11 protein-coding genes are annotated in these 15,333 nt (G+C 43.3%); 5 read left to right on the top strand and 6 right to left on the bottom strand.

Annotated elements, in window-relative coordinates; genetic code table 11:
- Positions 1–19: 19 nt before the first annotated feature.
- From flaG to L7A31_RS09130, 5 genes are all read right to left on the bottom strand, one after another.
- Entirely contained in the window at positions 20–451 is a 432-nt protein-coding gene (gene flaG, locus L7A31_RS09150) for a flagellar protein FlaG (RefSeq protein WP_237361207.1), read from the bottom strand.
- 76 nt (positions 452–527) lie between these two features.
- Complete coding sequence (locus L7A31_RS09145; RefSeq protein ID WP_237361206.1) at positions 528–1,658, bottom strand: flagellin; 1,131 nt, start codon at positions 1,656–1,658, stop codon at positions 528–530.
- Between the two features lie 332 nt (positions 1,659–1,990).
- On the bottom strand, positions 1,991–3,124 hold the full coding sequence (locus L7A31_RS09140) for a flagellin (RefSeq protein ID WP_237361205.1): 1,134 nt from the start codon (positions 3,122–3,124) through the stop codon (positions 1,991–1,993).
- A 234-nt stretch (positions 3,125–3,358) separates the two neighbouring features.
- A complete protein-coding gene (locus L7A31_RS09135) occupies positions 3,359–4,492 on the bottom strand; it encodes a flagellin (RefSeq protein WP_237361204.1) in 1,134 nt (377 codons plus the stop codon).
- A 391-nt stretch (positions 4,493–4,883) separates the two neighbouring features.
- Positions 4,884–5,786, bottom strand: coding sequence for a Dyp-type peroxidase (locus tag L7A31_RS09130; RefSeq protein ID WP_237361203.1), 903 nt, complete (start codon positions 5,784–5,786; stop codon positions 4,884–4,886).
- Positions 5,787–6,055: 269 nt separating this feature from the next.
- On the opposite strand from L7A31_RS09130, the gene L7A31_RS09125 reads away from it, so the two are divergent.
- Positions 6,056–6,859 carry a substrate-binding periplasmic protein gene (locus tag L7A31_RS09125; RefSeq protein WP_237361202.1) on the top strand — a complete coding sequence of 268 codons (804 nt, stop codon included), beginning with the start codon at positions 6,056–6,058 and terminating at the stop codon, positions 6,857–6,859.
- A 78-nt stretch (positions 6,860–6,937) separates the two neighbouring features.
- Here L7A31_RS09125 and L7A31_RS09120 read toward each other — a convergent pair whose 3' ends face one another.
- Entirely contained in the window at positions 6,938–9,445 is a 2,508-nt protein-coding gene (locus L7A31_RS09120) for a molybdopterin oxidoreductase family protein (protein ID WP_237361201.1), read from the bottom strand.
- Between the two features lie 449 nt (positions 9,446–9,894).
- Here L7A31_RS09120 and cobA point away from each other — a divergent pair, with 449 nt between their 5' ends.
- From cobA to L7A31_RS09100, 4 genes are read left to right on the top strand one after another with little or no spacing between them, the layout of a single operon-like run.
- Positions 9,895–10,755, top strand: coding sequence for a uroporphyrinogen-III C-methyltransferase (gene cobA, locus L7A31_RS09115; RefSeq protein WP_237361200.1), 861 nt, complete (start codon positions 9,895–9,897; stop codon positions 10,753–10,755).
- Positions 10,756–10,784: 29 nt separating this feature from the next.
- Positions 10,785–13,352: a nitrite reductase large subunit NirB gene (gene nirB, locus L7A31_RS09110; protein ID WP_237361199.1), complete on the top strand. Its 2,568-nt coding sequence runs from the start codon at positions 10,785–10,787 to the stop codon at positions 13,350–13,352.
- Between the two features lie 59 nt (positions 13,353–13,411).
- On the top strand, positions 13,412–13,744 hold the full coding sequence (nirD, locus tag L7A31_RS09105) for a nitrite reductase small subunit NirD (RefSeq protein WP_237361198.1): 333 nt from the start codon (positions 13,412–13,414) through the stop codon (positions 13,742–13,744).
- A 17-nt stretch (positions 13,745–13,761) separates the two neighbouring features.
- Positions 13,762–15,231, top strand: a complete 1,470-nt coding sequence (locus L7A31_RS09100) for a NarK family nitrate/nitrite MFS transporter (RefSeq protein WP_237361197.1) — start codon at positions 13,762–13,764, stop codon at positions 15,229–15,231.
- The last annotated feature ends 102 nt before the right edge of the window (positions 15,232–15,333 follow it).

Below are 15,333 nucleotides of genomic sequence, written 5' to 3'. Positions count from 1 at the left end.
TCACCTCAAAAAACTACGATTAGACCTTATCATTCAGCAAACCCGATGAAAAACGGCCTGACTGAGTTTTAAGGCGTCGTAACACCTCTAGTATTTCCTCTTCCGGTATCTGGCGAATAACATCACCAGTACTCTCATCATAGATTGTCACTACATCCCTGCCGGATTCTTCATCCACTCGGAATGACAAGCCAGTGTTGATTGAAGAGAGGAAGTCATTCATCTGCTCCATCATCTTGGCACGCTCTGCTTTATTGAGCCTCTCTCGCTGTTGGGCGAGATCAATAGCGGCTTCAACCGACTTCGTGTGCCTTTGATTTACCTCTGAAGCGACTTCAACACCCTCTTTTTGCGAAGAAGTACGTTGAGCATTATCGTTTTCCGAAGCAAATTTAATGCCACTTTGTGAGCCGTAAGGCTGGATGTTCGATGTGTTGGATGGTATCTCCATAACAATCTCCCTTCCACCTTATAGGTTGGTAATCATCATATTACCCTTCCCAATAAGCTCGGTTAGAACCTATCGATTAACCTAATAAGCTAAGAGCTGCTGATGGTGTTTGCTTCGCTTGCGCCAAAACGGAGGTACTGGCTTGCTGCAATATTTGCTGCTTCGTCATTTCCGTCGTTTCCTTCGCATAGTCAGTATCTTGAATACGACTTCGAGAGGCATTAACGTTCTCATCAATGTTCTCAAGGTTACTGATTGCATGGCTAAAACGGTTTTGGAATGCACCTAACGAAGCACGTTGTTCATCTACCGTAGTCAAAGCACCATCAATTATCGAAACAGCAAGCTGTGAACCGGCAACTGTTGTGACATCAATATCTGCTACCGTAACATCTTGACCAGCGCCAAAACCAATTTCACTCGCCAATCCACCACTGATGGTCAGATCACTGCTTACTTTTTGAGAAGATGTGAACAATTGCAATTTACCGTCTTCGCCGACGGATGCTTGAACATCTGCAGTCTGACCATTAATGTAAGTCGCTAGCTCTTCGATATCCTCTCCCTGCTTAGCATTAATCGTGATTTCTTTCGCATCACCATTCTTATCATTATAGTTCAGTGTTAAATCAGTTGCAGATGTCACCGTCCAGCTGTCACTTTTGCCGTCCGTTGCAACATATTTGGTACCACCCATCTCCATTGTATCGGATCGCATGTTACCCATAGAAAGCATGACCGCCTCACCAGCAGCCGCACCTATTTGAAAGGATTGGTTCCCGTATGTACCATTGAGCAGCCTGTTACCACCAAAAGAGGTAGTTTCAGCGATACGATTCAATTCTTTATTCAAAGCTGACACTTCTTGTTGAATCGCAACCCGCTCTGAGCGAGAGTTGGAACCGTTTGAGGATTGCAGCGCGAGGTCACGCATACGTTGTAAAACGTTGGTTGACTCGCCCATTGCACCTTCTGCAGTCTGAGCAATAGAAATACCATCATTGGCATTTCGCACCGCCATATTTAGACCTTGGCTTTGAGCTGTCAAACGGTTGGCAATTTGTAGGCCTGCCGCATCATCTCGAGCACTGTTAATCCGGTACCCGGATGAGAGACGTTCCATGGCTCGATCGACGCCTTCGGTCGCTTTATTTAAAAAGCGCTCCGCCGTCATAGCCGGTACGTTTGTGTTTACGTTAATCGACATATTGTTGATCTCCTTTGGCTTAAGAATGACATACCGCAGTGTCTCTCACCTCACTTTGGCATATCTCATTTCTCTCAGTCCTTTAACGGCGAACAGAAAATAACCTTTAGGAAAAAATTAAATTATTTTTTAGAAATTAAAAATATAATTCAATATCAATATCTTATGATATGTATGAATATGCATATTTTAGGTGAATTACTCGATTTAATAATGAAGAGAGAGGCTATTTCGCTTTACCTATATGAAGAAAAGAATCGAAAGACTAATACTCCATAAAAGACAAAAGGGCCAAATGGCCCTTTTGTCTTTTATGGAGATTATGTTTTTGACTATTGCAACAAACTTAGTGCTGCGTTCGGTGCTTGTTTCGCTTGTGCCAAAACCGTACTTGAAGCTTGAGTAAGAATCTGCGACTTAGTTAGTGCCGTTGTTTCTTTGGCAAAATCAGTATCACGGATGCGGCTTCTTGATGCGTTCACATTTTCGTGAATATTGTCTAGGTTACTAATTGCATGAGACATTCTGTTTTGGAATGCACCTAACTGTGCACGGTTGCTGTCTACATGAACTAGTGCTGAGTCAATAATCCCCACGGCTTCTTGAGCACCACCGATGGTGGTTACGTCGATAGTATCGACTGTCACTGCTTTTCCTTCTTGGAAACCAAACTCACCCGCTAACGGCCCCGAGACACTTACCGGGCTACTTACTTTATTATTACCAGCAAAAAGTTGTAGCTGGCCGTCCTCATTGACTGACGCGTCAATATACTCATTTTGACCATTAATAAATGTCGCTAGCTCTTCAATATCATCACCAGGGTGCGCTTCAATTAAAATGTCTTGCTGCTGTCCTTCGTCATCGGTAAAGCTAATTGTCATACTGCTAGCGCCTTGAGGCACACCCCAGCTTGCATCTTTGCTATTTGCTGCAACATAAGATACACCACCCATCGTAGAATCATCACTACGCATGCTCATTAGAGAGAGCATCACTGCTTCACCGCTGTTAGAACCGATTTGGAAAGATTCTGTACCATATCGACCATTTAGAAGACGTAGACCGCCAAACGAGGTTGTTTCTGCAATTCGGTTAAGTTCTTTGTTTAACGCTGTTACTTCTTGTTGAATCGCGACACGCTCAGATTTGGAGTTAGAACCGTTCGCTGATTGTAGGGAAAGGTCTCTCATGCGCTGTAAAATGGTAGTGCTTTCCGCCATTGCACCTTCAGCTGTTTGAGCGATAGAAATACCGTCGTTTGCATTTCGTACAGCCGTACCTAAACCTTGGCTTTGAGACGTTAGTCGGTTGGAAATTTGTAAACCTGCAGCATCATCTTTTGCGCTGTTAATTCTAAAGCCAGAGGACAAACGCTCCATCGCTGTTTCTTGCTTATGGTTAGCGATGTTTAGGTAACGTTGAGCGGTCATTGCTGGGACATTAGTGTTTACATTAACTGCCATGATAATTTCTCCAATTGATTTTCCGAGTTTCCGGTTTCCGACGTCTCGGAAAACCAAGTTGTTCTGTTTGAGTTACTTTTATTAACGACTTTGATGGGGTTTTCTTTAGATTTTTTATGATGTTTTTTATCGAAAAATCGCTAGTGTGAGTGTTTGTGTGATGAAGTGAGAGAAAGTAGAAATTAACTGAAAATTTTTTCTAAAGCTTTAAGTTTTTCTGCCGAAAACTCTGGCCTATTTTAGTAGTTGTAGTGCGAGGTTAGGCTGTTTTTTTGCTTGAGCTAATACACTAGTACTAACTTGCTGTAGAATCTGTTGTTTCAGCATTTGTACTGTTTCTTTGGCATAGTCAGCATCTTTTATTCGGCTATTCGACGCGGCTAGGTTTTCGTGGATATTGTCTAGATTAGATATCGCGTGGCTAAACCTATTTTGCATTGCGCCAAGCTCTGCTCGGTGACTATCAACATATTGCAAAGCAGTATCGAGAATTGAAACGGCTCGCTGGGCACCACCCACGTCGGTGACATTAATATTGTCGACGGTTTCGTACCCCTTCACTGACATATTTAGTGAATCGGCGAGGCTACCAGAAAAAGAGACGGTCCCTGCCGTTTCACTGCCTGCCATAAAGATCTGCAACTGACCACTTTCATTGACCGATGCTGACACTTTGTTAGTTTGGCCATTAATATAGGTAGCCAACTCTTCAATATCATCGCCATGCTTAGCTTTGATCTCGACACTTTGCTGTTCACCAAACGCATCGACATATTTCATGATGAGCATTTGATTGCCTTTAGTGACTTGCCAGTCTGGAGGGGCCATTGTTTGTGCTTGATAGCTAAAGCCTCCCATTTCAATACCATCTGGGCGCATATTCCTAAGCGAAAACTGCACAGCTTCACCTGAACTTGCACCTATCTGAAATGCTGAGTTCGCAAAAGAACCATTGAGAAGTTTTCTTCCGCCAAATGATGTGGTTTCAGCGATGCGTGTTAGCTCGTCATTTAAAGCTGATATTTCTTGCTGGAGAGCAACTCGTTCTGAGCGACTATTTGAACCATTTGCTGACTGTAATGAAAGATCTCTCATCCGTTGTAGTAAAGCAGTTGACTCTCCCATCGCCCCTTCAGCGGTTTGCAGAATAGAGATGCCATCATTGGCATTTCGTACTGCGACATCCAAACCACGCATTTGCGCTTCTAGTCGATTGGAGATTTGCAACCCAGCAGCATCATCTTTAGCACTGTTAATACGATACCCTGAAGAGAGCCTCTCCAAGGATTGATTGAGCAAGTCGGTTGCTTTGCCTAAGTTCTTCTGAGCAACCATTGCCGCAACATTTGTATTAACGTTGATGGGCATGATACGAGTGCCTTGTTTAAAGTTTCCTAATTTTCGTATCGGCGGTTGAAGTGAATACTTTAGGGCGTGTTGAACTTTTTAGTTTAATTTTTGTTCGAACTCCAAGGCTTTTAATCGCGACGCAGGCTATGAAGCTTAGTCATTCTAAGTGATTAGCCTGCAACAAAGAGTAAAAGCCTTGGAATCGAACCCTTCGGGCAGCGTTTGTCGTTCCTTTCTACGGCGTCAGAGCTGACTTGTGTAGATGACTACAGGCACCAGCACTTCCTTGTGGAAATAAAACGACAAACTGCTGCAAAAGTCATCGAAAAAGTTCAACACGCCCTACAAAAACCGAGCAATAACGCTCGGTTTCATGATTTGACTCGAAAAGTGGCCTTTATACGAAACTTTACTTGGCCTGCAATTTTGCTAGAAGCTCGCTAGAAGGAGCAAAGAAATAGGCTCCCGTTACCGCCTTTGTGTACTTCAACAGCTGGTCGGTTGTTCCATCTGTTTCACCATACATGCTTTCAAGCATGGCCTTAAAATTATGTAAAGTATTGCAGTACGCAATAAATAGCAAGCCATGTTCTCCACTAACGCTGCCGTATGGCAAGCTGTGGCGAACAATCTTTAATCCCTTGCCATTTTCTTTTAAATCGACTCTGCCAACATGGGAAGTAGCCGGAACATCATCCAGCTCAATTGAGTCAGGCTTGGTACGTCCAACAACCTTTTCTTGTTGAGTCATGGATAACTCATTCCATGAGGGCAAGTTATGAATGAAACGCTGCACCATGACATAACTTCCGCCAGCATGATCCCCTTCAGGAATAATCGCGACTTCAGCTCTCTGAGCATGTTTCGGGTTTTCTGTGCCGTCTACAAAGCCGGTCATATCTCTTGAATCCAAGTAGCGATAACCGTTAGTTTCATCAACTACTTCAACGTACTGCGCAATACTAGCCATAAGTGTGTTAAGCAAATAGAAGTGCAGATCGTGACGAGAAGAATGGCAATGAATCAAAACGTCCACTTCACTACTTGGAGCTACAACATCACCTTTACCCAATTGCGGAAATTCAATCAATTCACTTGGCAGTGGCGCATTAAGCTTTTGCCAGAACTGCTTAGTAAATGCGATAGCAAGATTAACATTGGCGTCGCTTTGACTTTGGTTTACTTCATCGACAATCGCAGGCAGTTTTTTCAACTGCTCCAGGACTAAGTCATGATTGCTATTTATTTTGAGTAATGTGTATTGAGCAAAAGGCCCTGCTTCAGGAAGAATAGCACTTTGGGGTTGTGACATAACTTGATCCCTTTATTTTTTGCTAATGGAAATTGACAGTGAGCGATATTAATTCTGTATAACAGCAAACGTATCGAACTACATCAAGTTTCTGTAGCAAAATAGTTGAAAAGTGAGCAAAGACGCTAAAAGGCTGAAGTCGCCCAAACTGTGTTAATCAGCACCATTACCTGAAAATAACAAAATTATCAGCAACTCTTCTGACAAGTGCTATAACTAGTAAGAATAACAACAATATTTCTATGGTTTATTTGCAGCAAGGAGTGCTTATGCCCAAGATAGTCTACCTGCTATTAATATCTACCTTACTTTCGATTCAAGCCCAGGCTTCTGAATTGAAGTTTCTTACTTTTAAATTCCCTCCGTTTTCGCAAAACATAGACGGACAAGCAAAAGGGCCTTTTGTAGAACTTATTAGTGATGTCTGCAAGGAAATGGGCGATTCATGTACGTTCGACACTCTACCAACTCGCCGAGCAAAAGACCAAATCGCAAAAGGGCAAGCCACTGGTATTTTCCCATTTGGGTGGTTTCCTAAACGTGCTGAGAAATTCTATTTCTCCATTCCCTTTATGCTCACTGAGTATGGGATATTCGTTTCCAGTAGCCACCAAGACAAAATAAGCGGCATGGAAGACTTACAGTCTATGCAAGTAGGCGTTTTCGGCCCCTCAAATACATCAAACTCTTTGGAAAATTTAAAGAAAAAGATGGTCGATGCTGGCTTGAAACCAATTAAAATAATAATGAAGCGTGATGAAGATGGAAACCTAATCAGAATGCTCGCATCTAACAGAATTGATGCGTATTACAGCAATCGAGCGCTCGGAGAGTTTAGAGCCAAACAATTTAATGTGACTGGTGTGAAATATGCCTGGGAGGCAAAGCAGCTTCTCTACTTTGTCGCATTTCCAAAAGCAACAACCGATGAAGCATTGGTTAAAAAATTCAACCAAGCAGCATTAAAAGTGTTTGCTAAAAAAGGCTACTTGGAAAGTAAGCTTTCTAAATGGGACATTTCAGCGCCACCTATGAACGATGAAGTTCTAAAACAATACAACATCATTCACTAAGTCAGGGCTTCACTTTATAAGCTCTAAATGCAGGGAATGAAATATCTCACCCCTGCATTTGATTTCTTTAATCATCCACTAGACTTCTATCTGCGGTTCAAGGTAGCTAAAGAGCTCACCCTCTTGTTCAAACGCTGTTTGTCTCTCACATAGCTCAACTATGGAATCAATTTCTGCTTGCGCAAAGTGTGTTGTCTCTTGTTTAACCGTAATCAACGAATCACAACGTCGATCCAGAACATTGATGCGCACACATTCATTTCGCTTTTGTTTTTCGAAACTCCTCATGCGGCTATTCGTTGTTCGCTCAACCAGCAACGTAAGCTGAGCCACTAATCGTTCACTCGTTTGATTACTAGCAATTCGATAAAGGTAGCCACTCTTCACTTTTTGCAGACACCAATAGCTCGCTTGTAAACCAACTAACTTGTTACGACAAACAACAATAGCGATTGTATTATAGTCTTTAGCCTTAATTGTTACTGGTGTTGATTTGAATTCTGGCTGACCAGAAATAGGGTCAATGTTTGAGTCAATAAGCTCACATGGTTTACCAGCATTGGTATTGGTGTCGCTCCAGTGAATCGGCATAAATACTTGGTTTTTAGAGATTGTATTGGTGAGAGTAACGCGAGCAATGATGCTCCCTCTGCAACTAGAGACTTCCGCCAAACTGTTAGAAGTAAGATTGTTGTGCTTAGCGGTTGACGGATGAACCAGTACAAATGGCTCTGGCGTATGCCCAGCTAAGCTTGCAGAAAGTCCAGTGCGTGTCATGGTATGCCATTGATCTCTTGCTCGACCTGTATTGAGCTCTAAGGGAAAATCTGTATTAGTCTCAACTATTTGCTTGCAATGACGAACAGCAACAAACTGCGCTTTTTTAGTTGGCGTAAAAAACTGATTATCGGCAAAGAAACGATTTTGTGTTGCTTCAAATTGGTACTTTGCAACGGGCCATTGTTGAGGAGTCATTTTTGCGTACTGCACTTCATCCATAGACACTAACCCACTAAGATTAAAAGCTCTCGGTGATTGGTCTTGATCGATAGTTGTGAGACCAACGTACTCCTGAAAGATCTCGCCTTCGTGCAAGTAATCAAATGCGTCAAGAAACCCCATTTTCTGAGCAACTTTCGAGACAATCCACCAATCGGGTTTCGCCATGCCCGGAGAAGGCAACAAACGCCTTTGCCTTGACATTCGTCTCTCAGAGTTGGTGACGGTACCAGACTTTTCACTCCACCCTTGAGCTGGCAGCAACACGTCCGCAAGCTGGGTTGTATCGGTCTGCTTTATACAGTCAGAGACAACAACAAATGGGCACTTTTTCAAAGCCTCAATTACCATATCGTTGCTTGGCAAACTGACTGCTGGATTGGTAGCCATTATCCAAATTGCTTTTATCTTGCCATCATTGATGGCCTGAAACATGTCCACGGCTTTTAGCCCAGGTCCATTGGATAAATTGTCCGTATCCCAATACTCACTCACAACTTTTTTATGTTGCTCGTTATCGAACTCCATATGAGCAGTAAGCATATTGGCTAGTGCACCAACCTCCCTACCACCCATCGCATTTGGCTGCCCTGTCACGGAAAAAGGACCACATCCCTCTTTGCCTATTTTCCCTGTAGCTAAATGACAATTGATAATACTGTTGACTTTATCTGTTCCCTGAATCGATTGATTCACTCCCTGAGAGTAGATTGTCACAACCTTTTCTGTCTGAGCAAAATCATAAAAAAACGATTGAATTTCCTGACTCTGTAACCCTGTTATTGTCGACAATTGAACGTCCTGCCTAGCCGCAAGCAAAGCTTCCTCTAGCCCCTGAGTGTGGTTATCAACAAACTCACTGTTGATTACTTTGCTGTCAAATAGGTAACAAAACAAGCCGTTAAACAGGACAACATCAGAGCCTGAGTTGATAGTTAGATGAGTATCAGCAATTTCATTGGTGTCAGTTTTTCTCGGATCGACCACTACGACTTTTAGCTTGGGGTTAGATTGCTTGGCCGCGCGTAGCCTTTGAAATAGCACTGGATGACACCAAGCAAGGTTAGAACCGACGATCACAACCATATCGCTGCACTCGATATCTTCGTAGCAGACAGGAACAATATCGGCACCAAAAGCTCGTTTATGCCCTGCAACTGCAGAGGCCATACAAAGTCGAGAGTTACTGTCTATGTTGCTCGCCCCAATAAACCCTTTCATTAGTTTATTCGCCACATAATAATCTTCTGTGAGTAGCTGGCCGGACACATAGAAAGCAACGGACTCTGGTCCAAATTGCTCTATAGTGCCGGAGAACTTTTTAGCAACTAGGTCAGTGGCCGTTTTCCAATCCACTTCCTCCTCTGAGCTTCCAGACCGAAGCGTTGGAGACAACAAACGACCTTCAGTAACCACGGTTTCGCCCAAAGCTATGCCTTTTGTACACAACTTTCCGTAATTTGCTGGGTGAGATTTATCCCCACGTATATCCAACTTTCCAGACGATAAAGGGCGCGCCTCTACTCCACAGCCAACACCACAATATGCGCAAGTTGTCTTAATCCATCCTGTTTCTGAATCTTCCATTTATTCATTCTCTCACAGAGTAACTCAAAGCCATTTAAGCTTTTCAAGCCCACAGCCCCGATGAAAAGATGAGATTATTTCTGCAAATTACAAGCCAGAGAAAGTGATGTGAGAAAGTTAAAATAAACCATGTTAACCATTTGAATTTAAAGAATTTAAATATAGTACCACTAAAGTGGTAAATGGCATTCTTCAAGCGGTGAGCCCAAAAAGATAAACATTTGCACCAACTTAATTCACTTTGCACCAAGCAAGCTCATTTTTTATACACAAGTCTTATCTTACCTCGATAAGAAAATGAAAAATCCGCACTCGTTCATAGTATCTATCCTTTTGTTTTTTAAAAATATTATCTAATTTCCAACTAGATAAACCAATAAGATGGCACTGTCTTTGCTCAACTCGACCTATAACGTTTTCTATATGTGTTGTGCGAATTTAGGAGCTCAATGATGAATGAAGCAAGTAAACGAGTCGATAAAACCATATATGGCAAAGCCTACTTAGTTGGTGCAGGGCCGGGCGATCCTGATTTGCTTACTGTCAAAGCAGCAAAAGCGATACAAAGTGCCGACGTCATTGTCTATGACAATTTAGTGAGCAAAGAGATCCGCAACACCTTCCCCAGCCAAGTAGAGGCAATATACGTTGGCAAAATGAAGGGACAACATAGTCGCTCCCAAGATGAAATTAATGAACTCATGGCTCATCTCGCCACCGACGGTAGAAATGTTTGCCGAGTAAAAGGTGGGGATGCCTTTATATTTGGTCGAGGCGGAGAAGAAATGCTTTTTTTGAGCAGAAAAGGCATTCAGGTTCAAGTTATTCCGGGGATCACCGCTGCGTCCGGCTGTACTGCATATGCGGGCATCCCGTTGACCCACCGTGGCCTCGCTCAAGGCTGTACTTTCATCACCGCTCACGCCAATACCGATTTAGAGATTGAATGGCGGTCTCTCGCAAAACTCAATCAAACCATAGTCGTATACATGGGGCTAAGTAAAACTCGCCTTATCACTGAAGAGCTTATCAGTGCTGGGCTAAACCGAGAGACACCGGTGGCGATAATCGAAAATGGCTGCACAGCAAAACAAAGGAACATTGTTGGCAAGCTATACCAACTCACCGATTTGAAAGAAGAGTTTGATCTCCTATCTCCTTCCCTCATCGTCATTGGTCAGGTGGTCGATGTTTACGATGAACTAAATTGGCTCAGCTGGCTCTCGGGAAGCCACTGTTTTTCAGAATACAAAGCACCAGCGTACATAAATTGCTGCGCTCCTGTAACCACACTGCCAAAGTCGGCTTAGCCACCAGCGTTATTTAAAGGAAATCGATAATGACAAAACAGAAGATCGTCGTTGTAGGTAATGGCATGGTCGGTCATAAGTTTATTGAACTGATACTCAAGGAAGGCAATCAAGATTTTCAAATTGTTACCTTTACAGAAGAGCCTCGCCTTGCCTATGACCGGGTACAACTGACCTCTTACCTAGCTGGAAACACCGCAGAAGACCTCGCGTTAACTAGCATCGAGTACTACCAAGACAACAATGTCGACTTTGTAGTCAACGATAAAGTGGTAGAAATAGATACTGACAATAAGTTCGTCAAAACTCAGCATGGCCTAACAGAAAGCTACGACAAACTTATATTGGCAACTGGTTCATATCCTTTCGTACCAGACATCCCGGGAAAAGAGCAAAGCCATTGCCACGTTTATCGCACCATCGAAGACCTTGATGCTATTGAAAAATCGAGCTTAGAGAGTAAATCAGGTGTCGTTATTGGTGGTGGATTGCTAGGGCTGGAAGCTGCAAATGCATTAAAAAGCCTCGGGCTAGAAACTCACGTCGTCGAGTTCGCTCCAAGGTTGATGGCGGCGCAATTAGACGAAGGCGGCGGAAACCTGCTGCAACGAAAGATTGAAGCACTGGGTGTTTCCGTCCATACAGAAAAAACGACCACAGAAATTATCGAAGGAACTAAGTGCCGTTATCAAATGAATTTCGCCGATGGAAGCCACCTTGAAACAGACATGATAATTTTTTCTGCCGGTATTCGCCCACAAGATGAACTCGCCCAACAAGCCAATATAACATTGGGAGAAAGAGGTGGTATTGCCATTAATAACTATTGCCAAACCAGTGTCGAAAATGTGTATGCTATTGGCGAGTGCGCGCTTTGGGACAATCGAATATTTGGCTTGGTCGCTCCCGGCTATCAGATGGCAAAGGTCGCGGTTAGACATATTATTTCAACCAAAAACGAAGCCATAGAGTTTAACGGTGCGGATATGAGCACCAAGCTGAAGTTGCTCGGTGTTGATGTCGCGAGCATCGGTGAGGTTCATGGACAAACCGAAGGTGCCCAATCTTATACCTATAGCGATGAGATAGACCAAGTTTATAAAAGGTTAATCATCTCAGCTGATGGAACAACAATCGTTGGTGCTGTTTTGGTAGGTGATACCGATGCATATGGCACTCTACTACAAATGAAGCTCAACGATATGCCATTGCCAGAAAACCCTTCAGTGTTGATTCTGCCGAACACTGTGGAAGATGAATCTTCAGCGATAGGTGTGGATGCGCTACCCGATACAGCGGTTATATGTTCATGTTTTGATGTCACGAAATCAGCTATCAAACAAGCCATTGCTAGTGGTTGCACTTCTATGGCAGAGCTTAAATCTTCCACTAATGCTTCGACAGGCTGTGGTGGATGTAGCGCATTAGCCAAGCAAGTATTGGACAGTGAACTAAGCCAACTAGGCGTCGAAGTAAATAATCACCTATGTGAGCACTTTAGCTACTCTCGGCAAGAAATTGGCGACATTATGCGTATCAATAAAATCAAAACCTTTGATGAACTCCTATCCAATTATGGTCATGGGTTAGGTTGTGATATTTGTAAGCCAACTGTTGGATCAATTCTCGCCTCGTATTGGAATGACTACATTCTTAAAAATGAGCACATGGAGCTGCAAGATACCAATGATATATATCTGGGCAACATGCAAAAAGACGGAACCTATTCAGTTGTCCCACGTGTTGCTGCTGGCGAAATCACTCCAGACAAATTGATTGCTATTGGTCAGATTGCCAAAGAGTACGACCTGTACACAAAAATCACTGGGGGCCAACGTATCGATATGTTTGGTGCCCAGCTACACGAATTGCCAACAATTTGGAAAAAGCTCATTGAAGCTGGCTTTGAAACGGGGCACGCGTACGGAAAATCTGTCAGAACAGTGAAATCTTGCGTTGGAACATCTTGGTGCCGCTATGGTGTGGGTGACAGTGTGCAACTGGCTCTTGATATAGAGAACCGATACAAGGGCTTACGCTCCCCACACAAATTGAAGTTTGCTGTATCAGGTTGCACTCGTGAATGCGCTGAAGCCCAGTCGAAAGACATTGGCGTTATCGCGACCGACAAGGGATGGAACTTATACGTTTGCGGCAATGGCGGCATGCGCCCTCGTCATGCAACCTTGTTTGCCACCGACCTCAATATCCCCACTTTGACTAAATATATCGACCGAATCCTGATGTTCTATGTTCGCACCGCAGACCGATTGCAACGCACTTCTGTTTGGCTAGAAAACATGGAAGGCGGCGTAGATTACCTTAAATCAGTGATCATCGAAGACAAATTGGGCTTAGGTGAAGAGCTTGAAAAAGAGCTCGCCAATAGTGTCAGTCACTACCAATGTGAATGGAAAACTACCATCAACGATCCCGAGAAGCTTAAGCGATTCAAGCATTTCACCAACAGTGAAGAGAGTGATAACACTCTTCAATATCAAAGAATAAGAGGCCAACGCATACCTGCTGATACTCAGGATACTGAATCAATCACCCCACCATCATCTGACACCATCAAGATCGTTGAAGTACGTTAGGTGCCCGCTGAATTTTGTAATGTCTTGCAGCGAGTTAATGCTGCCAAAAGGAAAACACTATGAAAGATTGGTTAACTGTATGCAATATGGCTGACTTAGTCCCACAAACAGGGATATGTGCCAAGGTCTATGACGATCAAGTCGCTATTTTCTACTGTGAAAGAACACAACAAATATACGCTCTATCGAACTTCGATCCGGCAGGCAAAGCAAATGTCATGTCTAGAGGAATAATTGGCTCAATCGAAGGCGCTCCTTATGTCGCCTCTCCTCTCTACAAGCATCACTTTCATTTGGAAGATGGATCGTGCTTAGAAGATCCTTCATTGAAAGTAAAAACCTACGAAATTCGAGCAGTAGAAGGCGACGTACAAGTTGCTGTAGTGGCTTAAGAAAAAGGACTTTTAAAATGAATAATCGCTCATTTTCTATCTTGTCTTTTACAGGCAAAATGAAAGTGCTCCACTTAAGTTGGATGGCTTTTTTTATCACGTTTCTAGTCTGGTTTAACTTCGCTCCCTTGCTAGAAATGGTGAAAACATCTCTTGGTTTGAATAAAGAGCAAATTACCACGTTATTAATTTTAAACGTGGCACTTACCATCCCTGCTCGGGTTTTGATTGGTATGTTTACCGATAAATATGGCCCGCGGATTGTCTACACATTGTTGCTGGTTATCTGCTCTATACCTTGCTTTATGTTTGCGCTCGCTGACAGTTTCTTGCAAGCCGCCATTGCGCGCTTTCTGCTTGGCTTTATTGGTGCAGGCTTTGTGATTGGTATTCGCCTTGTCTCCGAGTGGTTCCCGCACAATGAGTTGGGTACAGCCGAAGGCATATACGGTGGTTGGGGCAACTTTGGCTCGGCAGCAGCAGCGTTCAGTTTACCCACAGTTGCACTCTGGTTTGGTGGCGAAGATGGCTGGCGCTATGCGATAGGACTAACTGGGATTATTTGCCTGCTTTTTTCAGTAGTTTTCTATCGAAATGTCTCTGATACACCAAAAGGTTCAACTTATTTTAAGCCTAAACATCTCTCTGGAATAGAAGTAACCAGCGTCAGCGACTTCTTTTTACTTCTCCTTATGAAAGTGCCCATGTACGCCGCATTAGCGCTGTTGGCATGGAAACTCTCCCCAAATGGCGTCAACGTTTTATCGAGCAACCTAGTGTACTCGGTCTATATCGGCCTCGTCCTTTTATATCTGTATGAAGTGAAACAACTTTGGAAGATTAACAAAACCGTATTCGAACATGATGTTGCACCTATTCATCAATACAAATTTAAGCAAGTGGCTATCCTAAATGTTCTTTATTTCGCGACTTTTGGCTCCGAGCTCGCTGTTGTCTCTATGCTGCCGCTATTTTTCTTAGACACATTTTCTTTATCGCCTGTTGTTGCTGGCATGGTCGCTTCTGCTTATGCGTTTATGAACCTAATGTCTCGCCCTGGTGGCGGCTGGATTTCCGATAAATTTGGCCGTAAACCAACTCTTCTAATTCTAACGGCAGGGTTGGCTGCTGGATACTTCCTGATGGGTCAAATAGGCTCTGAATGGCCAGTATGGTTAGCTGTCGTGGCGGCTATGGCATGTTCTTTCTTTGTTCAAGCTGGTGAAGGTGCCGTCTTCGCGACTGTGCCTTTAATTAAACGTCGAATGACAGGACAAATTGCTGGCATGACGGGCGCATATGGCAATGTAGGTGCCGTAGTTTATTTAACTGTACTTTCATTTGTTAGCTACCAAACCTTCTTCTTTGTCATAGCGGGCACCGCTGTGTTGGGCTTTTTGGTCCTGCTTGTAATGGAAGAGCCGAAAGGGCAGATTGCCGAAGTCAATGACGATGGAAGCGTGACATTAATCGATGTTTCCAGCTAATTACACTGTAAGCCTGAACCAAACTTTTACCTTTCATTGGTTCAGGTAACACACGCAGAATTTTTTATATTGTTTTGAGGCTTTTTTATACGAAAAAAAGCT

Source organism: Vibrio marisflavi CECT 7928 (assembly GCF_921294215.1).
Lineage (GTDB): Bacteria > Pseudomonadota > Gammaproteobacteria > Enterobacterales > Vibrionaceae > Vibrio > Vibrio marisflavi.
The sequence above is the reverse complement of the archived record's forward strand: the minus strand, read 5'-3'. Positions and strand labels throughout refer to the sequence as shown.